Genomic DNA, 20,789 nt, shown 5'->3' with positions numbered 1-20,789 from the left:
CGCACCATGGCTGAACAGTCTCTCCCCGTCGTCGACGAAGGCGCCCCGGCGCAGGAGAGCCCCTCTTCGCGGGAGGGCATCTCCCGCCGGGCCCTGCTCGGCACCGCCGGCGCCACCGGGCTCGTCCTCGGAGCCGCCGGCGGGGCCGCGGGGTACGCCGCCGCCCCCGCCGCGGCGACTCCCCTGACCTCGATCGGCAGCGACGAGGTGATGTTTCACGGGAAACATCAGCCCGGCATCACCGAGGGCCTCCAGGCCTGCGGCCATCTCGTCGCCTTCGACCTGGCGGCCGGCGCCGGCCGCAAGGAGGCCACCGCGCTGCTGCGTCGCTGGTCGGAGACGGCTCGGCGGCTGATGGCGGGGGAGGTTGCTGGATCCCACGACACGGATGTGGCCCGCGACGCCGGGCCCTCCTCCCTGACCCTGACCTTCGGCTTCGGCCACAGCTTCTTCTCCCGCACCGGGCTGGAGAAGCAGCGCCCCGTCGCCCTCGACCCCCTGCCCGACTTCTCCTCCGACCTGCTCGACAAGGCCCGCAGCAACGGCGACCTGTGGGTGCAGATCGGCGCCGACGACGCCCTGGTCGCCTTCCACGCCCTGCGCGCGGTTCAGAAGGACGCGGGCAGCGCGGCGAAGGTGCGCTGGCAGATGAACGGCTTCAACCGCACGCCGGGAGCCACGGCCCACCCCATGACGGCCCGCAACCTCATGGGCCAGCTGGACGGCACACGCAATCCGAAGCCGAGCGAGCCCGACTTCGACCAGCGCCTCTTCGTCCCGGAATCCGGCACGCCCGCGTGGATGGCGAACGGCTCCTATGCGGTCGTACGACGGATCCGGATGCTGCTGGACGACTGGGAGAAGCTGTCGCTCGGAGCCCAGGAGGCCGTCATCGGGCGCCGCAAGGCGAACGGCGCGGCGCTGTCCGGGGGCACCGAGACGACCGCGATGGACCTGGAGAAGACGGACGCCCAGGGGACTCTGGTGGTGCCGGTCAACGCGCACGCCCGGATCACCCGGCCCGACCAGAACGGCGGCGCGGCCATCCTGCGCCGCCCGTTCTCGTACCACGACGGCATCGACGCCGACGGGGCACCGGACGCGGGGCTGCTGTTCGTCTGCTGGCAGGCGGACCCGCTGCGCGGCTTCGTCCCGCTCCAGCGCAAGCTCGACCGCGGGGACGCGCTCTCCCAGTACATCCGGCACGAGTCCAGCGGTCTGTTCGCGGTACCGGGCGGCGCGGCGCAGGGGGAGTACGTGGGGCAGCGGCTGCTGGAGGGGTGAGGTCACGCGGGTTCACCCGGTCGTGAGACACGCGGGCCCCCCTCCACAAGGGCCATTAGGGTGAGGTCATGCCAGCGAGCTATGCGTATCTCGGCCCTGAGGGCACCTTCACCGAAGTCGCGCTGCGGACGCTTCCCGAGGCGGCGACCCGTGAGCTGATCCCCTATGTGTCGGTGCAGTCCGCGCTGGACGCGGTGCGCGCCGGTGAGGCCGAGGCCGCGTTCGTGCCGATCGAGAACTCCGTCGAGGGCGGCATCACCACCACCCTCGACGAACTGGTCGCGGGCGCCCCGCTGATGATCTACCGCGAGGTGCTGCTGTCGATCACCTTCGCCCTGCTGGTCAGGCCGGGCACCAAACTCGCGGACATCAAGACGGTCTCCGCGCACCCGGCCGCCCAGCCGCAGGTGCGCAACTGGCTGAAGAAGCACCTCCCGGACGTCCACTGGGAGTCGGCCGCCTCGAACGCGGACGCGGCCCGACTCGTCCAGGACGGCCAGTACGACGCGGCCTTCGCCGGCGAGTTCGCGGCCGCCCGGTACGGCCTCGAGGCGCTGGAGACCGGGATCCACGACGCCGAGAACGCGCAGACGCGGTTCGTGCTGGTCGGCCGTCCGGCCCGGCCCGCCGCCCCGACCGGCGCCGACAAGACCTCCGTCGTGCTGTGGCAGCGCGACGACCACCCCGGCGGACTGCGCGACCTGCTCGGAGAGTTCGCAGCCCGCGGTATCAACCTGATGCTGCTCCAGTCCCGGCCCACGGGCGCGGGCATCGGCAACTACTGCTTCTGCATCGACGCCGAGGGCCACATCACCGACCGCCGGGTGGCGGAGGCGCTGATGGGGCTGAAGCGGATCTGCCACGAGGTGCGTTTCCTCGGTTCGTACCCACGTGCGAACAAGGAACTGGTGGACCTGCGGGCGCCGCTCCCCGGCACCTCCGACGAGGAGTTCATGGCGGCCTCGGACTGGGTTGCCCGATGCCAGGACGGGCGATTCTGACCTGTCCTACCTGCAGATTTTAGTTATCCACAGAAGTTATCCACAGGTGCGCATCTCGACCTGGGGACAAGTCGACACCAAAGCACGACCCTGTCGACAAATCGGCCTACAGGCCGCTCCGCCGTTCACGAGAGCGCACATCACCCTTCGTCCATTCTTTTCCCTTGAGTAACCCCTTGGAGTGACCACTTTCCACTCGAATGTAGGGGTAAATGCGGGTTTGTGAAGGGAATCCTCGGTGTGATCCCCAGGTTTCGGAGTGATCAATTCCGAAATCCACAGATCCCCCGCACACCCTGTGGATAACTTTTCGAGGGGTGTGGATTTCTGTGGACAACCCCGCGCCAAGTCCAGCCCTCCGCAAGGGAGTCGAGTCAACCCCACTCCCCGCGCATGCCTCGTCCCGGGGACCGGGGGGTGCCTTTAATTGACACCCTCCGCAATTCACCCATAACGGAACGTAAGACATGATTCGGTACGGCTGGGAATGTGAGTCGTGGGCCGTATCCCCGCACCGGTAGCCTTGACCGCGTGATTGACCTTCGCCTGCTCCGTGAGGACCCCGACCGAGTGCGCGCCTCCCAGCGCGCCCGTGGAGAGGACGTCGCCCTCGTCGACGCCCTCCTGTCTGCCGACGAGCGGCGCAGGTCGTCCGGCGTCCGCTTCGACGAGCTGCGTTCCGAGCAGAAGTCGCTCGGCAAGCTCATCCCCAAGGCCACCGGGGACGAGAAGGCCGAGCTGCTGCGGAAGACGGGTCAGCTCGCCGCCGACGTCAAGGCGGCCGACGCCGAGCAGCACGAGGCCGACGAGGAGACCAAGCGCCTCCTCCTCCAGCTCGGCAACCTCGTCCACCCCGACGTCCCCGTCGGCGGCGAGGAGGACTTCGTCGTCCTGGAGACGCACGGCACCATCCGCGACTTCGGCGCCGAGGGCTTCGAGCCCAAGGACCACCTGGAGCTCGGCGAGGCGCTGGGCGCCATCGACGTCGAGCGCGGCGCCAAGGTGTCCGGCTCGCGCTTCTACTACCTGACCGGCGTCGGCGCGCTCCTGGAGCTCGCGCTCGTCAACGCGGCGATCGCACAGGCCACCGAGGCCGGCTTCACGCCGATGCTGACCCCGGCGCTGGTCCGCCCGCGCGCCATGGAGGGCACCGGCTTCCTCGGCCAGGCCGCGGAGAACGTCTACCACCTGGAGAAGGACGACTTCTACCTGGTCGGCACCTCCGAGGTCCCTCTCGCCGCGTACCACATGGACGAGATCCTCGACGCCGACCAGCTGCCGCTGCGCTACGCCGGCTTCTCGCCGTGCTTCCGCCGCGAGGCCGGCACCTACGGCAAGGACACCCGGGGCATCTTCCGCGTGCACCAGTTCGACAAGGTCGAGATGTTCTCGTACGTCGCCCCGGAGGACGCCGAGAACGAGCACAAGCGGCTCCTGGACTGGGAGAAGCAGTGGCTCACCGGCCTCGAGCTGCCCTTCCAGGTCATCGACGTGGCCTCGGGCGACCTCGGCGCCTCCGCCTCGCGCAAGTACGACTGCGAGGCGTGGATCCCGACCCAGGGCAAGTACCGCGAGCTGACCTCGGCCTCCAACTGCGACGGCTTCCAGGCCCGCCGCCTGTCCGTCCGTATGCGCGACGGCAAGAAGGTCCAGCCGCTGGCGACGCTCAACGGCACGCTGTGCGCCGTACCGCGCACGATCGTGGCGATCCTGGAGAACCACCAGCTGGCCGACGGCTCGGTGCGGGTGCCCGAGGTGCTGCGTCCGTACCTGGGCGGCCGGGAGCTGCTGGAGCCGGTCGCCAAGTGAGCAGCGGCTTTCCGTACCGGCTGATCGCGACCGACCTCGACGGGACGCTCCTGCGCTCCGACGAGTCGGTCACCCGGCGCACCCGTGACGCGCTCGCCGCGGCCACCGCGGCGGGCGCCGCCCACATCGTGGTGACGGGACGCGGGGTCCCCTGGACCCGGCACATCCTCGACGACCTCGGTTACGACGGTCTCGCGGTCTGCGGGCAGGGCGCGCAGGTGTACGACGCCGGCGAGCACCGTCTGCTGACGTCGGTGACGCTGGACCGGCAGCTGGCGGGTGTGGCCCTGGCGAAGATCGAGGCGGAGGTCGGCCCGCTGTACCTGGCGGCGAGCCGGGACGGGTTGGAAGGGGAGGTGCTGGTCGGCGCGGGATACGCGGTGACCGGCACGCTGCCGTCGATTCCGCTCACCGACGTCGCGGACCTGTGGGCGGCCCCGCTGAGCAAGATCTACGTACAGCATCCGACGCTGTCGGACGACGAACTGGCCCAGGCCGCCCAGCGGGCCGCCGGCGGCTTCGTCACGGTCGCGATGGCGGGCGAGGGCATCGTCGAGCTGCTCCCGCTGGGTCTGTCGAAGGCGACCGGCCTCTCCCTGGCCGCCCGCCGCCTGGGGCTGAAGGCCGCGGACACGATCGCCTTCGGCGACATGCCCAACGACATCCCGATGTTCGCCTGGGCGTCCTACGGCGTGGCGATGGCGGACGCGCACGAGGAACTCAAGGCGGTGGCCGACGAGGTGACGTCCTCCAACGAGGAGGACGGGATCGCGCTGGTGCTGGAGCGGTTGCTCGGCTGACGGCTACGGGCCGTCCCGCCGGGCGGGGAGTTCGTCGAAGGCCGGCAGCGCGTGTACCGGTCCCACTGCCGCTTCGAGGCCGGGGCCGAGCTGGTCACCGTGCACGCTGCACCCGGCCACCCACCGCCGCGCTCCTCGACCCTGGCCCTGACGGCGACGGCCTGCTCGCCGGTCTCGATCCAGTCGTCGGCCGGTACGAGCCGGTCACCGGCCGCCCGGAGCTCCGCTGCATCCGGAGCCGACGGTAGTCCGGTGAGGTGGTCCGCTCGGTCTTGGGGCCGGGGAAGAGGCCCTCGCGACACCGCAGACGGCGGTGATCCCGGTGTTCCGGAACACCGCCCACACATCGGCGTGTCCGCCGAGCCAAGCGAAACGTCGCGACCTACCCGGGCCAGTAAGTCCGGCCAGGTCCCAGTGACAACGTCTTGCGGAGGATGCACGAATCGAACGTGCGCGGGCTTTCCAGGCCCGACCTTGGCTTAGCAAGCCAGTGCCTTACCACTCGGCCAATCCTCCGGGTGGGCGGCCTCACGCGAGAGCGACATCGCGTGCTCGAAGCGGCCGCCCCGGGCAGTCCTGCGGGTGGACTCGACGGTGGCGTAACTACACCGGAGTCCTCCGCGGGCCGCCCCGACGGGAGCTGGACGTACTGTCGTGCATGGACATCGCCCGGCTCCTCTCCCAGAACGCGGCGCCGGACGATCGTCCGGCGGTGTGGACACAACCACTGTGCCGGTACGACGTGTTGGGCGCCACCGATTAAATCCGGCCGTGTGTTCGAGCCTACCGGCGCCGCCACCGCCGTCGGCGCTTGCTGAAGAACCACCCGGCAGGTGGCTCGTCGGAGCGCCAGGGCTGTGGTTCGGGCTGCTCGTCGCGCCAGCGCGCTGCCAGCATGCGGGCGCGTGCAGACGGCTCGGTCGTCCCGGCGGACCGTATGAAGTCCTCGTCCAGGACGAGGTCGTCCCAGTCGTCTGCCATGCCCGTTCCCTTCGACTCGCAGCCGAACGTTCCCCTTTGTCCAGTGTTCCCGGACAAGGATGAAGTCCCCGTCAATAAGCGGGACGTCAGGGGCGCTTACTCCTCGCCCGCCAGCTTCAGCGACCGCAGCTTCTGCCCCGCGTACCAGGTCGCGAGGACGGTCACCACGACCAGCAGCACCGTGGCCGTCGGCAGTGAGACGTCCGAGGTGACCAGATCCCCGCCCGCGACTTTGTGGGCCACGGCCAGCGACCACTGCTGGACGCTCAGGGTCCGCGCCCCGGCGACCAGGGAGCCGAACAGGGCCTCCCAGACCAGCGCGTAGACGAGCCCGAAGACCACCGCGTGCCGGGACACCGTGCCCAGCAGCAGGAAGAGCGCCGCGTAGGCGATCGAGGAGACCAGCGCGGCCACCGTGTAGGCAACGGCGATCTGCTGCCCGTTGCCGTTGAGGATGAAGCCCGCGATCAGCGTCGGCAGGGCCGAGAACACCATCGTCACGGCGATCGCCACGATCAGCTTGGTGAAGATGATCGTCGGCCGCTTGACCGGCTTGGACAGCAGGTACACCACCGAGCCGTCGTCGATCTCCGGGCCGATCGCGCCGGTTCCCGCGATGACGCCGATGATCGGCACCATGGTCGCGAGCGCGAGCCCGCCCAGCAGGTCGGAAGCGGTCTGGTCGTCGGCGCCGACGAGGCCGCGCACGATCACGGAGATGAGGATCAACAGCACCGGCAGGGCGCCCAGGATGAGGGCCCGGCGACGGCCGAGCAGGGCCCGGTAGGTGAGTCGGGCGACTGTGGGGTCGTACATCTTGGGCCTCCTACGCCGCGACGAGATACGAGAAGACGGACTCGAGGGACTCGTCGGACGGCGAGACCGTGAGCAGCCGGATGCCGTGGTCGCGCGCGACCTTCGGCAACAGCGCGGTGAAGCGGCCGAAGTCGACGGCCTGGATGCGCAACGCGCCCTCCGCCAGGTCGACTTCGATGCCGGACGTCGACGGGTCGGCGATCAGCGCGGCCGCGAGGGCGCGGTCGTCGCTGGAGCGCACCAGGTAGCGGTGCGGGCGGTCCGTCATCAGGCGGCGGATTTTGCGGAAGTCGCCGCTGGCCGCGTGCCGGCCCGCGACGACGACCTCGATGTGCCAGGCGAGCTGCTCGACCTCCTCGAGGATGTGCGAGGAGAACAGCACGGTGCGGCCCTCGTCGCCCATGCGCCGCAACAGGTCCATGAGCTGCATGCGCTGGCGGGGGTCCATGCCGTTGAACGGCTCGTCGAGCAGGAGCAGCGAGGGGTCGTGGACCAGGGCGGACGCCATCTTGACGCGCTGGCGCATGCCCTTGGAGTACGTGGAGATCTTGCGGTCCTGCGCGTACTCCATCTCGACCGTGGCCAGCGCCTTCTGGGCGGCCTTGGCGCCGAGGCCGTGCAACTCGGCGTTGGCGACGACGAATTCGCGGCCGGTGAGGAAGTCGTACATCGCCTCGCGCTCGGGGACGATGCCGATGTGCTGGTAGATCGCCTCGTTGCGCCACACCTGCTGTCCGTCGAGGGTGACGGTGCCGGTGGAGGGGGCGAGGAAGCCGCCCATCATGTTGATGAGGGTGGACTTTCCGGCGCCGTTGGGGCCGAGGAGGCCGGTGACGCCGGGGCCGATCGTCATGGTGATGTCGTTGACGGCGACCACGTTGCCGAACCAGCGGGAGACGTGGTCGATCTGGAGCGTGGTCACAGTCCCACCTTCTTGTAGCGGCGCAGCAGGAGGCCGTAGCTCGCGGCGATCAGGCCGAGGACGGCGAGGACGTAGACGACCCCTTCGCCGTTGCTCGGTCCGGCTGCGCCGGGGAACGCCGAGCTCGCGCCGAGGAAGGCCGACTGGAGTCCGTCGATGAGCGTGACCGGGGAGAACAGGCCGATCCACGGGATGGCGGACGTGCTGCCCTGGGCGTCGGCGATCGCCTGGAGGGTGGAGACCGCGCCGTAGGAGATGGTCATGACGGCGATCACCGCCGCGATGCCGAAGCCGCGGCGCGGGGTGACCGACGCGATGACCAGGCCGATGCCGGCGAAGAGCAGCGAGAGCAGCGCCACGGAGACGAGTCCCTGCCCGAAGCCCTTGGTCTGGTCGGCGAAGTCCAGCTTGGCCAGCAGCGCGCCCACGTAGAGCACGATCAAGGGAGCCGCGGTGAGGATGAACATGGCGGAGGCCAGCGCCGCGTACTTCGCGCGCACGTAGTCGGCCGTCTCGATCGGCCGCGAGAAGTACAGCGGCACCGTCTTGAAGCGCAGGTCGCGCGAGACGGACTGCGGTGCCTGCGAGGCGACGTACAGGCTGATGACGGCCTGCATGATGATCGCGTAGCGGGTGTAGTCGACGGGCAGGTCGTTGGCCTTCGTGGCGACCGCGACGGCGACCATGATGGCCGCGGGCACGCACATCACGACGAACAGAAGCATCGGCAGCACCTTGGACTTCACCGAGCGGCCGAGGCCGTAGGCGCCGCGCAGGGACTGCGAGTACAGCGAGCGGGTGGCGTAGGAGCGGCCCAGGCGCGGGCCGTCGTAGCTGCGGTAGCCGATGTTGTGGATGCGGGACTGGTCACCCGAGGGGGCGGTGACCGGGTGCTCAACTGCCATGGCCTACGGCCTCCTTCCGCTGCTCGTCCTCGTTCGTGAAGACTTCCGAGATGTGGTGCCTGCGCTGCTCCATGCGCACCAGGCCGAGGCCGAGGTCGGCGACGACGTCGCGGACGACGTCGTAGGTCTCCTCGTCCTGTGCGGTCAGCAGCAGGATGTGGCCGGCGCCCGGCAGACCGCTCTGGGCGTCGAGGACCTCCACCCCGCGCGCGTGGAGCGCTTCGCGCACCGCGCGGGTGCCGTCCGGGTGCTCGTCGGTGTCGGTGACCTCGACCGCGAGGGTCGTCGTGGTCTGGGTGAAGTCGGTGGTGGAGCTGGAGCGCAGGAGCTTGCCGCCGTCGATGACGACGACGTGGTCGCAGGTCCGCTCCAGCTCGCCCAGCAGGTGCGAGGTGACCAGGACCGAGATGCCGAAGTCGGTGTAGATACGGCGGATCAGGCCCAGCATGTCGTCGCGGCCGACCGGGTCGAGGCCGTTGGTCGGCTCGTCGAGGAAGACCAGCTGCGGGTCGTGCACCAGGGCCTGCGCGAGCTTCACGCGCTGCTTCATGCCGGTGGAGTAGCCGCCGATGGGACGGTAGCGCTCCTCGTACAGGCCGACATGGCGCAGGGTGTCCGCGGTGCGCTCGCGCGCGGCGGTGGGCGGCAGGCCGGACATGCGGGCCATGTGCACGACGAACTCGGTGGCCGAGACGTCGGGCGGCAGGCAGTCGTGCTCCGGCATGTAGCCGACCCGCTCACGGATGGCGGCGCCCTTGGTCGCGACGTCGAGCCCGAGCACTTCGGCACGGCCCTCGGAGGCGGGAGACAGACCCAGCAGGATCTTGATCATGGTGGACTTGCCGGCTCCGTTGGCTCCGACGAGTCCGGTCACACCGGGTCCGACGTCCAAGGAGAGCCGGTCAAGCGCGGTCACCCGGGGGAACCGCTTGCTCAGGCTTTCGGTCGCGATCACAGTCACGTCCCCGACAGTAGTGACGCGGACCACTCAGGTCGTCACCCCGCAGAGCTGCATCGGCATCAGACTCCAGGCGTACGGGCACCTAGGGGTCACCCTGAAGTCCCACAACGCGGCCTCCGTTTTCCACATCGGCGGGTTTTTCCACAGGCCGGCCGGGCCCTATTGACGCAGCCTCTGATGACTGTCACATTCGCCAGTGTCACGTTACGGGCACGTACCGCGGTCGACGGGGACGAGGCGGCATGACGACGGCAGCGAACGGCGAACTCTCCACCCGGTTGCGGGGATTCCGGCAGGTCCAGCGGCTCGCGTACGCATGCGCGGAGGCGGTCGCGGCCCGTCTGGAGCCCGGCGTGAGCGAGCGGCAGGCCGCCCGGATGCAGCGCGAGTGGCTGCGCGAGCGGGGTGTCCGGGACTGGTTCCACCTGCCCTTCGCCTGGTTCGGGGACCGCACCGCGTTCACGGGCTTCCGCCTTCCGCTCCAGTTCTTCCCGACCGACCGCCGCCTGGAGCCGGGGCTGCCGTTCATCCTGGACATGGCCCCGGTGTACGAGGGATACACCGCGGACATCGGCTACTCCGGCTCGCTCGGCGTCAACCCCGTCCAGGACAGGCTGATGGCCGACCTGGAGGCACACCGCGAGCTGATCCTGCGCGAGGTCCGGGAGCGGCGGTCGCTGCGCGAGATCTACGAGGACGTGGACCGCCTCATGATCCGCCAGGGCTACGCCAACCGGCACCGCGCGTACCCCTTCGGCGTGATCGCCCACAAGGTCGACCAGGTCAAGCAGCGCCGCTGGTCACCCCACGTCCTCGGGTTCGGCACCCAGTCCTTGAAGGGCCTGGCGGCCGACGCGCTGCACGGTCACCGTGAGGGCTGGTCGCCCCTGTGGTCGCCGTACCGCTTCTCCGACCACCCGCCGCAGCCGGGCCTGTGGGCGGTCGAACCCCACCTCGGATTCCGGGGGACGGGCGCGAAGTTCGAGGAGATCCTGGTCGTCACCGACTCCGCGGACCCCGAGCAGAGCGCCTTCTGGCTGGACGACGACCTGCCGCACGTGCGGCGCTGGGCGGAGGAGAAGTGACCTTGCTCGAAGGTGTGCGCGAGCGCCGGGTACGCACCGGCGGCATCGAACTGTGCGTGGCCGAACTGGGCGACCCCGGGCAGCCGACCGTGGTCCTCGTGCACGGCTACCCGGACAGCAAGGAGGTCTGGTCCGAGGTCGCCTCCCGCCTCGCCGACCGCTTCCACGTCGTCCTCTACGACGTCCGCGGCCACGGCCGCTCCACGGCACCGAAGCCGCTGCGCGGAGGGTTCACCCTGGAGAAGCTGACGGACGACTTCCTGGCCGTCGCGGACGCCGTGAGCCCGGACCGGCCCGTGCACCTGGTAGGACACGACTGGGGCTCGGTACAGGCCTGGGAGTTCGTCACCGTCCGGCGCACCGAGGGCCGCATCGCCTCCTTCACCTCCATGTCCGGACCGTCCCTCGACCACTTCGGCCACTGGATCGCGGGCCGCCTCAGGCGCCCCACCCCCCGCCGGGTCGTCCAGCTCCTCGGCCAGGGCGCCAAGTCCTGGTACGTGTACGCGCTGCACACCCCAGCCCTGCCCGAACTGGCCTGGCGCGGCCCACTCGGCAAGGCCTGGCCCCGCATGCTGGAGCGCGCCGAGAAGGTCCCCGCCGACGGCTACCCGACCTCCTCGCTGCCCACCGACGCGGCCCACGGCGCCTGGCTGTACCGCGACAACGTCCGGTCCCGGCTGCGCCGCCCGCGCACCGACGCGTACGCACACGCACCCGTGCAGCTCATCACGCCCCTGGGCGACGCGTTCCTCTCCGAGAAGCTCTACGACGGCCTGGAGCAGTGGGCGCCACAGCTGACCCGGCGCACCCTCCCCGCCAAGCACTGGATCCCCCGCTCCCGGCCCGACCAGCTCTCCGCGTGGATCACGGAGTTCGTGATGTCCGTCGAAGGCGGCCGCACCATCGCGCAGGCGACCGGGAAGTACGCCGACCGGTTCGGCGGACAGCTCGTCCTCGTCACCGGCGCGGGCAGCGGCATCGGACGGGCCACCGCGTTCGCCTTCGCCGAGGCCGGCGCGCGCGTGGTGGCCGTCGACCGGGACACCGAGTCCGCCGCCCGCACCGCCGAACTGTCCCGGCTGCTCGGCGCCCCCGAGGCCTGGGCGGAGACCGTCGACGTCTCCGACGAACAGGCCATGGAGCAACTCGCCGACAAGGTCGCCGCCGAGTACGGCGTGGTCGACGTCCTGGTCAACAACGCCGGCATCGGCCTCGGCGGCCCCTTCCTCGACACCACCACCGAGGACTGGAAAAAGGTCCTCGACGTCAACCTGTGGGGCGTCATCCACGGCTGCCGGCTCTTCGGCAGGCAGATGGCGGAGCGCGGACAGGGCGGCCACATCGTCAACACCGCCTCGGCGGCCGCCTACCAGCCCTCCAGGGCGCTGTCCGCCTACGGCACCTCCAAGGCCGCCGTCCTCATGCTCAGCGAGAGCCTGCGCGCGGAACTGGCGGGCCGGGGGATCGGTGTCTCGGCGATCTGCCCCGGCTTCGTCAACACCGGCATCACCTCCACCGCGCGCTTCGCGGGTGTCGACGCCGACGAGGAGAAACGCCGCCAGAAGCGCACGGCCCGCCTCTACAAGCTCCGCAACTACCCGCCCGAGAAGGTCGCCGACGCGATCCTGAGAGCGGTCGTGCGCAACCAGGCCGTCGTACCGGTCACCCCCGAGGCCCGCGGCGCGCACGTCCTGGCCCGGTGGGCGCCCAAGGCACTCCGCGCCATCGCACGGCTGGAGCCACCGCAGTGAGCCACCAGATCGCCCCGCGCCGAGTGACCTTCGACTGGTCCCGCACGCCCCTGCACTGGATCCCCGGCGAGCCCACCGCCACCCACGTCATCAACGTGCTGCACCTGCTGCTGCCGACGGGGGAGCGCTGGTTCGTGAAGGTCTTCAAGGAGGCCCTGCCGCTCGTCCAAGACCCCGAACTCCTCGCCCAGGTCAAGGGATTCATGGGCCAGGAGGCCACACACAGCGTCCAGCACACACACGTACTGGACCATCTGGCGGCGCAGCGGCTCGACACCGCCGGCTTCACCCAGTACGTCGAACTCCTCTTCGAGCGGCTGCTCGGCGAGCGCCCCCCGCTCAACGCGCCCGTCCCCGCGCGAGAGTGGCTGCGGTTCCGGTTGTCGGTCGTCGCCGCTGTCGAACAGTTCACGGCGGTGCTCGGCGACTGGGTCCTGGCCGCCGACGGCCTCGACGGGCCGGCGCCCGACGAGGTCATGCTCGACCTGCTGCGCTGGCACGGCGCCGAGGAGGTGGAACACCGCGCGGTCGCCTTCGACCTGTACCAGCACTGCGGCGGCACCGGCACACCCCGCTACACCCGCCGCATCGCGGGCATGGCGGTGACGGCCCCGGTGATGCTGTACCTGTGGGTATGGGGGACGGCCTACCTGATGCGCCACGATCCACAGCCGGCCGGGCGGCAGCGCTACTCCTTCAAGGAACACCAGAAGGCCGTACGCAGGGGCCTGCTGCCGGCCTGGGGGGCGCTCGGCGCTGCCGTACCGCGCTACCTCCGGCGGTCCTACCACCCTTCGCGGGAAGGGTCGTTGAGCCGTGCGGTGGCGTACCTGAAGCAGTCACCGGCGGCGAGGGCGGCCTCGTGAGCGACACCCCCGCCTACCGGATCGAGGACCTCGCCCATCTCAGCGGCGCCACCGTCCGCACCATCCGCGCCTACCAGGACCGCGGACTGCTCCCCCGCCCCGAGCGCCGCGGCCGCGCCAACATCTACACCGACACCCACCTCGCCCGGCTGCGGCAGATCGCCGACCTCCTCGACCGCGGCTACGGCCTGGCCTCCATCAAGGAGCTCCTGGAGGCATACGACTCCGGCCGCGGCCTCGGCGGGATCCTCGGGCTGGTCGCCGAGGTCGACGGACCGTGGACCGACGAGAAAGCCGTCCGCATCTCCCGCGCCGAACTGGACGCGCGCTTCGGCGGCATCCCCGACGAGGCAGCGGTCGCCGAGGCGGTGGAACTCGGCGTACTGGAGCCGGTGCCCGGAACCGAGGACCTCTTCCTCGTGCCCAGCCCCCAAGAGCTCGCTGTGGCAGTCGAGTTGCACGCGGCCGGCGTCCCGCTGTCGGCGATCTCCGGCCATCTGCGGGAGTTGAGGGGCCAGGTCGAGCACATCGCCGCGCGCTTCCTGGAGTTCACCACCGAGCACGTCTTCGCCCGCTACCTGCGAGGACCACACCGCCCGACCGACGCCGAAGCCACCGAAGCCACCTCCCTCGTACGACGGCTGCGCCCCCTCGCGCAGCACACGGTGGACGCCGAACTGGCCCGTGCGATGAGGCTGTTGGCGGCACAGCAACTGCGACAGCACCTCGGTTCCGAGGAGACGTCGGAAGGCCGTCCCGTGTCACGTTCCGTGGCCGTTCCCGAGGAGACGTTGCGGGCGGTGCAGGGGCTGGTTGGGACGGAGCGGGTGGCGGAGTTCTTCGTGCTGGCGGCTGAACGGGAGGTACGGGCAAGGAAGTTGGATGCGCTCACGTCAAGTGGGAGGCTGCCAGTCGATCTTGACGAAGAGGGCTGACATGACAGGGAGTTGTCCACAGAAACGCCAAGTAACCTGTGGATAACTACAGTTGGTTGTGGATCAAACATCGGGGCCAAAATCATTCGCGTGATTCACGTCTCTCCCGGCACTCTGACGGGATGAACGAGAACAATCCACGCGAGAGCGACGAGAGACGCACCGTGAAGGTGTCGAAGTACCTCTCGAAGCATCTGCGCCACCAGCCCGAGCGGATCGGGCTCACGCTGGACGAGGCCGGCTGGGTCGAGATCGACGTACTGATCGCCGCGGCCACCGCGCACGGCTTCCGCTTCACCCGGGACGAACTGGACCACGTGGTCGCCGCCAACGACAAACAGCGCTTCGCGATCGACGGCACCCGCATCCGCGCCAGCCAGGGCCACAGCATCGACGTCGACCTCGGCCTGCCACCGGCGACCCCGCCGCCGTACCTCTACCACGGCACCGTGGCCCCCCACCTGGACGCGATCCGCGCCGAGGGACTGCGCCCCATGAACCGGCACGACGTACACCTGTCGGCCGACCGCGAGACCGCGACCCGGGTCGGCGCCCGCCGCGGCCGACCTGTCGTCCTCTCCGTGGACGCGCACGCCATGCACCACGACGGCCACATCTTCCACGTCAGCGCCAACGGGGTGTGGCTGACCCAGGCCGTGCCACCGCGCTACCTGCGGTTTCCCCAGTCTCACTGAACCCGGTGGGAGATGATCGACGCCATGGACAACGGCAGGGACCACCTCCCCACCACCGAGGCCGCCGTCACCGCGCTCCGCGCTCTCGCCGCCGAGTACGCGCTCGTCATCGAGGTGACCCACGACATCGGCGCCGACCAGACCTCCCGCCGCAGCGCGGCGGGCGTCGGCGTCACCACCGACCCGGACGGCACAATGCCCCACGAGGCCTATGTCGAGCTCGGCGGCCGGCCCCGCGTGGATGTGCGCCTGTTCCCGGACGACGACGCCCTGATCACCGTGGACGGGGTCGAGTGCCCCGACGTCGCCCGCGACGACGTCCCCGCCTTCCTCCGCGCCCTCTATGAAGGCCACGCCTGGGTGAAGGCGCGCCGCTTCCCGCCCAGCCACTTCCTGATGGTGCCGCTCCCGGGCGACCGCGTGCACAAGGAGTTCATCCCGGTCGGACTCAGCGGTCTCAGCCCCTGGCTCAGCAGCCGCACACAGTGACCGTGAGTCACTGTTTCACGTGAAACAGCGTCGGCCGCATACGCTCGGACACATGAGTCTGCGTCTGAGCACCGTGATCCTCCCCCACCGCCGCTGGAACGAGGGGGGCCGCGAGACATGGCAGCGCGCGGAGCAACTCGGCTTCCACACCGGCTACACCTACGACCACCTGTCCTGGCGCACCTTCCGCGACGGCCCCTGGTTCGGAGCCGTGCCCACCCTGACCGGCGCAGCGGGCGTCACGGACCGGCTGCGCCTGGGCACCCTGGTGACCTCGCCGAACTTCCGGCACCCGGTGACCCTCGCCAAGGAACTGATCACCCTCGACGACATCTCCGGCGGCCGGGTCACCCTCGGCATCGGCGCGGGCGGCACCGGCTTCGACGCCACCGCACTCGGCCAGGACCCGTGGACCCCGCGCGAGCGTGCCGACCGGCTCGCCGAGTTCATCCCGCTGCTCGACCGTCTGCTCAGCGAGGACTCCGTGTCCTACGAGGGCGACTTCTACTCGGCGCACGAGGCCCGCAACATCCCCGGCTGCCTCCAGCGGCCCCGGCTGCCCTTCGCGGTGGCCGCCACCGGACCGCGCGGCCTGAAGCTCGCCGCACGCCACGGGCAGGCGTGGGTGACCACCGGCGACCCGAAGCTGTACGAGAACGGCACACCCGAGCAGTCCCTCCAGGCCCTTCGCGGCCAGGTCGACAAGCTCACCGACGCCTGCGCGGCGCTCGGCCGGGAGGCGAGCACACTGGACAAGATCCTCCTCACCGGCTTCACCCCGGACCGCGGCCGCCCGCTCGAATCCCTCGACGCGTTCGTCGACTTCGCGGGCCGCCACCGGGAGCTCGGTTTCACGGAGCTCGTGATCCACTGGCCGATCCCCGACTCGGACTTCGCCGCCGAGCAGAAGGTCTTCGAGCAGATCGCCATGGAGGCACCGGCACAGCTGGGCTGAGACAGACGCACCGGGGCGGGTGGGGTCCGCCCTCGCGTCATCTATGTCTCACCTGTGTGGGCACCCGCACGGTCGTGCAGGCATATGCGGGAGAATGACCCGGTGACCTCAGCGACTCGAGAGCCCGAAACCCCGGCCGCCGACATACCGCCGCGCCTGATCGCCACTGATCTCGACGGCACCCTGCTGCGCGACGACAAGTCGGTGTCCCCCCGCACGGTCGCGGCCCTCGCCGCCGCCGAGGAGGCCGGTATCGAGGTCTTCTTCGTCACCGGCCGGCCGGCCCGCTGGATGGACGTCGTCAGCGACCACGTCCACGGCCACGGCCTCGCCATCTGCGGCAACGGCGCCGCGGTGGTCGACCTGCACGGTGGCCCCGGTGCCCACCGGTTCGTGAAAGTACGCGCACTGGCCCGGGAGAACGCGCTGGACGCCGTACGGCTGCTGCGCGAGGCGGCACCCGGCACGGTGTACGCGGTGGAGCAGACGTACGGCTTCTACCAGGAGCCGGACTACCCCAAGCTGCACATGGAGATCCCGGACAACCTCGCCCCCGCGGAGGAACTGCTTGCCGAGGGCGGCCCCGGTGCCGCCGAGCCGGTGCTGAAGATCCTCGCCTACCACCCCTCGATCGACCCGGACGCCTTCCTCACCCTCTCCCGCCTCACCATCGGTGACCGCGCCAACGTCACCCGGTCCAGCCCCAGCGCCCTGCTGGAGATCAGCGGCCCCGGAGTCTCCAAGGCCAGCACGCTCGCCCTGTGCTGCGCCGAGCGCGGGATCTCGCACGAACAGGTCGTCGCCTTCGGGGACATGCCCAACGACGTCGAGATGCTCACCTGGGCGGGACAGTCGTACGCGATGGGCAACGCCCACCCCGACGTGATCGCCGCGGCCTCGGGCCGGACCGTCGCCAACAACGACGACGGGGTGGCCGTTGTGATCGAGCGGATGCTGGAGCGGTTGTAGTTGCCGCTCCTGCCCGACTGACTCCCGCCCGCGCCCGAGGGGCGCGGGCGTCACCGTCCTCAGCGCGCCGCCACCAGCAACTCCGACTCCGCCTCCCGCTCGGCCATCCTCCGCAACGGCCCCTGCGCCCCCGCCAGCTCCGCGTAAGGGCCCCGCTGCACCACTCGTCCCTCGTCGAGTACGACCACCTCGTCCACCGACTCCAGTCCCGCCAGACGGTGCGTGATGAGGAGTGTCGTACGCCCCTCCGTGGCGGCCAGCAGATCGGCGGTGAGGGCGTCGGCCGTGGGCAGGTCGAGATGCTCGGCAGGCTCGTCCAGGACGAGGACGGGGAAGTCGGCGAGCAGCGCCCGGGCCAGCGCGAGCCGCTGACGCTGACCGCCGGACAGCCACGCCCCGTGTTCCCCCACCAGGGTGTCGAGTCCATCGGGCAGGCTCTCGGCCCAGTCGAGCAGGCGGGCCCGCCGCAGCGCGTCCCGCAGCTCGTCCTCGGTCGCGTCCTTCTTGGCGAGGAGCAGGTTCTCGCGCACCGAGCTGTCGAAGAGGTGGGCGTCCTGGGCGCACAGCCCCACCAGCCGCCGTACGTCGTCGCTGTGCAGCCCGTACGCATCCACACCGCCCAGGCTGTAAGTGCCGGCCTTCGCGTCCAGGAAACGCAGCAGCACCTGCGCGAGCGTCGTCTTGCCGGAACCGGAGGCGCCGACCACGGCGATCCTCCGGCCCTGCACGAGGGTCAGGTCGAGGCCCGCGAGGGCGTCCCGGTCCTGGCCCTCGTGCCGGGTGGTCAGCCCCTTGAGGACGACCGGGAACGGCGAAGCGGGCGCCTGCCGGGCGTGTCCCGGCTCCCGCACCGGCTCGGGCGCGTCCAGCACCTCGTGGACACGCTCCGCACTCCTGCGCACCCGCTGGCGGTACTGCACAGCGAGCGGCAGTCCGAGGACGGCCTCGAAGGCTGCCAGCGGGGTGAGCACGACGACGGCCATGGCGACCCCGCCGAGCCTCCCGGAACCGACCGCCTGGGCGCCGACAAGGGCGGCGGCGGTGACGGTCAGGCCGCAGATCAGAGCGGTGAGGCCGTCACCGAGTGCGGTGGCGGTGGCGGCGCGGGAGGCGATCCGGGTGAGGACGCCGTCGGCCCGCCGTGCCTGGGCGGTACGGGCGGGCAGGGCACCGGCGACGGTCAACTCCGCGGTCCCGGTGAGGAGATCGGTCACGCGGGTCGAGAGTTCCCCGCGGGCGGGGGCGAGCCTGCGCTCGGCGCGGCGGGCCACGGCTCCCGTGAGGAGCGGGACACCGACACCCGCGGCCAGCAGGCCCCCGGCGAGCGCGGCACCGGCCTCCGGCAGCAGCCAGGCCGTGAAACCTACGGAGGCCGCCGACACCACGACGGCGGCACCGGCAGGCAGCAGCCAGCGCAGCCAGTAGTCCTGGAGGGCGTCCACGTCGGAGACGAGCCGCGAGAGCAGATCACCGCGGCGGGTCGTGCGCAGTCCGGCGGGCGCCAGCCGTTCCAGGCGCCGGTACACGGCGACCCGGGTGTCGGCGAGCATGCGCAGCACGGCGTCGTGCGACACCAGCCGCTCCGCGTACCGGAACACGGCCCGCCCGATCCCGAAGGCGCGGGTCGCCGTCACGGCCACCATCAGATACAGCACGGGCGGCTGCTGCGAGGCCCGTGAGATCAGCCAACCGGAGGTGGCCATCAGTCCTACGGCGCTGGCGAGCGCGAGGCTGCCGAGCAGCAGCGCGAGCGCGAGCCGGCCTCGTCGGGGGCCGGACATGGCGCGCACGCGGGCAAGCACGCTGCGCGCCTCTGCCGACGGCTCGGTCGTCCCGGGCTCCGATGACGCGGGGCCACCGTCCTCGGCGACCGTGCGTGCCGTGGACGTCCTGACCATGGCGTCCGCAGGAGCCGGTGCCGTAGGCTCCGCCAGCCGCACCACCCGGTCCGCCACCGCGAGCAACGCCGGTCGATGCACCACCAGCAGCACCGTGCGTCCGGCCGCCAGCCGCCGTACCGCCGCCACGACCTCCGCCTCGGTGGCTCCGTCGAGCGCCGCAGTCGGCTCGTCGAGGAGCAGGACCGGCCGGTCCGCGAGGAACGCCCGGGCCAGCGCGAGCCGTTGCCGCTGCCCGGCGGAGAGTCCGGCCCCGTCCTCGCCGAGTACGGTGTCGACCCCCAGAGGAAGGGCGTCCACGAACTCCAACGCCCCCGCGTCCCCCAACGCCCGCCGCACCGCGGCCTCGTCGGCGTCAGGTCGTGCCAGCCTCACGTTCTCGGCGATCGTCCCGGCAAACAATTGGGGCCGCTGCGGCACCCATGCGACGCGTGACCGCCACTCCTCCAGGTCGGTCTCGGCGAGATCGGTTCCTCCGATCCTCACCCGCCCCTCGGCCGGCCGTACAAAGCCCAGCAGGACGTTCAGCAGCGTCGACTTGCCCGCCCCGCTGGGCCCGACCAGCGCCACCGTCTCCCCGGGCTCGACCTCGAAGGACAGGTCCGTGACGGCGTCCCCCGAGCGGCCGGGGTACCTGACCGTGACCTGCTCGAAGGCCAGCGCACCGGCGGGCGCCGCGGCCGTGCCCGATGCGGGTACCGGCGTCTCCAGCACCGAGAAGATCTCCTCGGCGGCCGCCAGTCCCTCCGCCGCCGCGTGGTACTGCGCGCCCACTTGGCGCAGCGGCAAATACGCCTCAGGAGCCAGGATGAGGATGACCAGGCCGTCGTACAGGTGCATCTCGCCATGGACGAGGCGCATCCCGATCGTCACGGCGACCAGCGCCACCGAGAGCGTCGACAGCAGCTCCAGGGCGAAGGAGGAGATGAAGGCGATCCGCAGGGTGCGCATGGTCGCCTGCCGGTACTCGCCGGTGATGCGCCGGATGGACTCGGCCTGCGCCTTGGCCCGGCCGAACACCTTCAGGGTCGGCAGCCCCGCGACGACGTCCAGGAAGTGCCCCGACAGTCGCGACAGCAGCCGCCACTGACGGTCCATCCGGGACTGGGTGGCCCAGCCGATCAGCACCATGAAGACCGGGATGAGGGGCAGGGTCCCGACGATGATGGCAGCCGAGACCCAGTCCTCGGTCACGATCCGCGCCAGCACCGCCACCGGCACGACCACCGCCAGCCCCAACTGCGGGAGATAGCGCGAGAAGTAGTCATCGAGGGCGTCGACTCCCCTGGTGGCGAGAGCGACGAGGGACCCCGTCCGCTGCCCGCTCAGCCACCCGGGCCCCAGCGCGGTGGCCCGCTCCAGCAGCCGTCCCCGCAGCTCCGACTTCACCGCCGCGCTCGCCCGGTGGGCCGCGAGCTCGGTGAGCCAGGAGACGAGTCCACGGCCGACCGCCACAGCCGCCAACAGCAGCAGGGGAGTCCGCAGTTCAGCGACCGGCAGGCCATGCTGGAACGCGCCCACCACGACCTCGGCGATGAGCATCGCCTGAGCGATGACCAGCAGGGCCCCGACGCCGCCCAGCCCGACGACGGCCACCAGGAAGAGGCGGGTGGCCCGGGTGTACCGGAGCAGACGCGGGTCGATCGGTCTCACGTGAAACACAC

Annotated in this window: 18 protein-coding genes and 1 tRNA gene; 12 read left to right on the top strand and 7 right to left on the bottom strand. The window is 70.8% G+C overall.

Annotation, left to right across the window (positions count from 1 at the left end):
- The first annotated feature begins 6 nt into the window (after positions 1-6).
- The 4 genes from efeB (at position 7) to ABZT06_RS32335 (ending at position 4,894) form a co-directional block, all read left to right on the top strand.
- A complete protein-coding gene (gene efeB / locus ABZT06_RS32350; protein ID WP_355748897.1) occupies positions 7-1,284 on the top strand; it encodes an iron uptake transporter deferrochelatase/peroxidase subunit in 1,278 nt (425 codons plus the stop codon).
- A gap of 68 nt (positions 1,285-1,352) precedes the next feature.
- The gene (gene pheA / locus ABZT06_RS32345) at positions 1,353-2,285 is read left to right on the top strand and encodes a prephenate dehydratase (protein WP_355748894.1); all 933 of its coding nucleotides are present in this window, start codon (positions 1,353-1,355) and stop codon (positions 2,283-2,285) included.
- A gap of 531 nt (positions 2,286-2,816) precedes the next feature.
- The gene (gene serS, locus ABZT06_RS32340) at positions 2,817-4,094 is read left to right on the top strand and encodes a serine--tRNA ligase (RefSeq protein ID WP_355748891.1); all 1,278 of its coding nucleotides are present in this window, start codon (positions 2,817-2,819) and stop codon (positions 4,092-4,094) included.
- Positions 4,091-4,894, top strand: a complete 804-nt coding sequence (locus tag ABZT06_RS32335; protein ID WP_355748888.1) for an HAD family hydrolase — start codon at positions 4,091-4,093, stop codon at positions 4,892-4,894. Before serS ends, ABZT06_RS32335 begins: the two co-directional genes overlap by 4 nt.
- Positions 4,895-5,322: 428 nt before the next feature.
- On the opposite strand, the gene ABZT06_RS32330 is transcribed toward ABZT06_RS32335, so the two are convergent.
- From ABZT06_RS32330 to ABZT06_RS32305, 6 genes are all read right to left on the bottom strand, one after another.
- Positions 5,323-5,410 (bottom strand) — tRNA-Ser (locus tag ABZT06_RS32330).
- 267 nt (positions 5,411-5,677) lie between these two features.
- A complete protein-coding gene (locus tag ABZT06_RS32325) occupies positions 5,678-5,875 on the bottom strand; it encodes a hypothetical protein (protein WP_355748885.1) in 198 nt (65 codons plus the stop codon).
- Between the two features lie 96 nt (positions 5,876-5,971).
- Positions 5,972-6,691 (bottom strand): ABC transporter permease, encoded by a 720-nt coding sequence (locus tag ABZT06_RS32320; protein ID WP_355748882.1) that lies wholly within the window; start codon positions 6,689-6,691, stop codon positions 5,972-5,974.
- 10 nt (positions 6,692-6,701) lie between these two features.
- Positions 6,702-7,613, bottom strand: coding sequence for an ABC transporter ATP-binding protein (locus tag ABZT06_RS32315; RefSeq protein WP_355748879.1), 912 nt, complete (start codon positions 7,611-7,613; stop codon positions 6,702-6,704).
- Positions 7,610-8,518: an ABC transporter permease subunit gene (locus ABZT06_RS32310; RefSeq protein WP_355748876.1), complete on the bottom strand. Its 909-nt coding sequence runs from the start codon at positions 8,516-8,518 to the stop codon at positions 7,610-7,612. Before ABZT06_RS32310 ends, ABZT06_RS32315 begins: the two co-directional genes overlap by 4 nt.
- A complete protein-coding gene (locus tag ABZT06_RS32305) occupies positions 8,508-9,473 on the bottom strand; it encodes an ABC transporter ATP-binding protein (RefSeq protein WP_355749085.1) in 966 nt (321 codons plus the stop codon). The genes ABZT06_RS32310 and ABZT06_RS32305 overlap by 11 nt, the downstream gene beginning before the upstream one ends.
- Before the next feature lie 248 nt (positions 9,474-9,721).
- Here ABZT06_RS32305 and ABZT06_RS32300 point away from each other — a divergent pair, with 248 nt between their 5' ends.
- From ABZT06_RS32300 to ABZT06_RS32265, 8 genes are all read left to right on the top strand, one after another.
- The gene (locus ABZT06_RS32300) at positions 9,722-10,564 is read left to right on the top strand and encodes a M24 family metallopeptidase (protein WP_355748873.1); all 843 of its coding nucleotides are present in this window, start codon (positions 9,722-9,724) and stop codon (positions 10,562-10,564) included.
- A complete protein-coding gene (locus ABZT06_RS32295; protein WP_355748870.1) occupies positions 10,561-12,318 on the top strand; it encodes an SDR family oxidoreductase in 1,758 nt (585 codons plus the stop codon). Before ABZT06_RS32300 ends, ABZT06_RS32295 begins: the two co-directional genes overlap by 4 nt.
- A complete protein-coding gene (locus ABZT06_RS32290) occupies positions 12,315-13,184 on the top strand; it encodes a metal-dependent hydrolase (protein WP_355748868.1) in 870 nt (289 codons plus the stop codon). The genes ABZT06_RS32295 and ABZT06_RS32290 overlap by 4 nt, the downstream gene beginning before the upstream one ends.
- Complete coding sequence (locus ABZT06_RS32285) at positions 13,181-14,119, top strand: MerR family transcriptional regulator (protein ID WP_355748864.1); 939 nt, start codon at positions 13,181-13,183, stop codon at positions 14,117-14,119. Before ABZT06_RS32290 ends, ABZT06_RS32285 begins: the two co-directional genes overlap by 4 nt.
- A gap of 122 nt (positions 14,120-14,241) precedes the next feature.
- Positions 14,242-14,814, top strand: coding sequence for an RNA 2'-phosphotransferase (locus ABZT06_RS32280; protein WP_355748861.1), 573 nt, complete (start codon positions 14,242-14,244; stop codon positions 14,812-14,814).
- Positions 14,815-14,838: 24 nt separating this feature from the next.
- Positions 14,839-15,303, top strand: a complete 465-nt coding sequence (locus ABZT06_RS32275) for a hypothetical protein (RefSeq protein WP_355748858.1) — start codon at positions 14,839-14,841, stop codon at positions 15,301-15,303.
- Between the two features lie 52 nt (positions 15,304-15,355).
- Positions 15,356-16,258: an LLM class flavin-dependent oxidoreductase gene (locus ABZT06_RS32270; RefSeq protein ID WP_355748855.1), complete on the top strand. Its 903-nt coding sequence runs from the start codon at positions 15,356-15,358 to the stop codon at positions 16,256-16,258.
- 84 nt (positions 16,259-16,342) lie between these two features.
- Positions 16,343-17,227, top strand: coding sequence for an HAD hydrolase family protein (locus ABZT06_RS32265; protein WP_355748847.1), 885 nt, complete (start codon positions 16,343-16,345; stop codon positions 17,225-17,227).
- Between the two features lie 59 nt (positions 17,228-17,286).
- Here ABZT06_RS32265 and cydD read toward each other — a convergent pair whose 3' ends face one another.
- On the bottom strand, positions 17,287-20,778 hold the full coding sequence (gene cydD / locus ABZT06_RS32260) for a thiol reductant ABC exporter subunit CydD (RefSeq protein WP_355748844.1): 3,492 nt from the start codon (positions 20,776-20,778) through the stop codon (positions 17,287-17,289).
- Positions 20,779-20,789 lie beyond the last annotated feature (11 nt).

It is taken from the genome of Streptomyces sp. NPDC005483, from assembly GCF_040606035.1.
GTDB lineage: Bacteria > Actinomycetota > Actinomycetes > Streptomycetales > Streptomycetaceae > Streptomyces.
The sequence above is the reverse complement of the archived record's forward strand: the minus strand, read 5'-3'. Positions and strand labels throughout refer to the sequence as shown.

Bases quoted from the DNA above. Each gene is read 5' to 3' on its own strand.
- ABZT06_RS32275 (WP_355748858.1), top strand. From the start codon at position 14,839: ATGGACAACGGCAGGGACCACCTCCCCACCACCGAGGCCGCCGTCACC.
- ABZT06_RS32280 (WP_355748861.1), top strand. From the start codon at position 14,242: ATGAACGAGAACAATCCACGCGAGAGCGACGAGAGACGCACCGTGAAG.
- ABZT06_RS32320 (WP_355748882.1), bottom strand. From the start codon at position 6,691: ATGTACGACCCCACAGTCGCCCGACTCACCTACCGGGCCCTGCTCGGC.
- ABZT06_RS32265 (WP_355748847.1), top strand. From the start codon at position 16,343: ATGCGGGAGAATGACCCGGTGACCTCAGCGACTCGAGAGCCCGAAACC.
- pheA (WP_355748894.1), top strand. From the start codon at position 1,353: ATGCCAGCGAGCTATGCGTATCTCGGCCCTGAGGGCACCTTCACCGAA.
- ABZT06_RS32300 (WP_355748873.1), top strand. From the start codon at position 9,722: ATGACGACGGCAGCGAACGGCGAACTCTCCACCCGGTTGCGGGGATTC.
- efeB (WP_355748897.1), top strand. From the start codon at position 7: ATGGCTGAACAGTCTCTCCCCGTCGTCGACGAAGGCGCCCCGGCGCAG.
- ABZT06_RS32325 (WP_355748885.1), bottom strand. From the start codon at position 5,875: ATGGCAGACGACTGGGACGACCTCGTCCTGGACGAGGACTTCATACGG.
- ABZT06_RS32270 (WP_355748855.1), top strand. From the start codon at position 15,356: ATGAGTCTGCGTCTGAGCACCGTGATCCTCCCCCACCGCCGCTGGAAC.
- ABZT06_RS32310 (WP_355748876.1), bottom strand. From the start codon at position 8,518: ATGGCAGTTGAGCACCCGGTCACCGCCCCCTCGGGTGACCAGTCCCGC.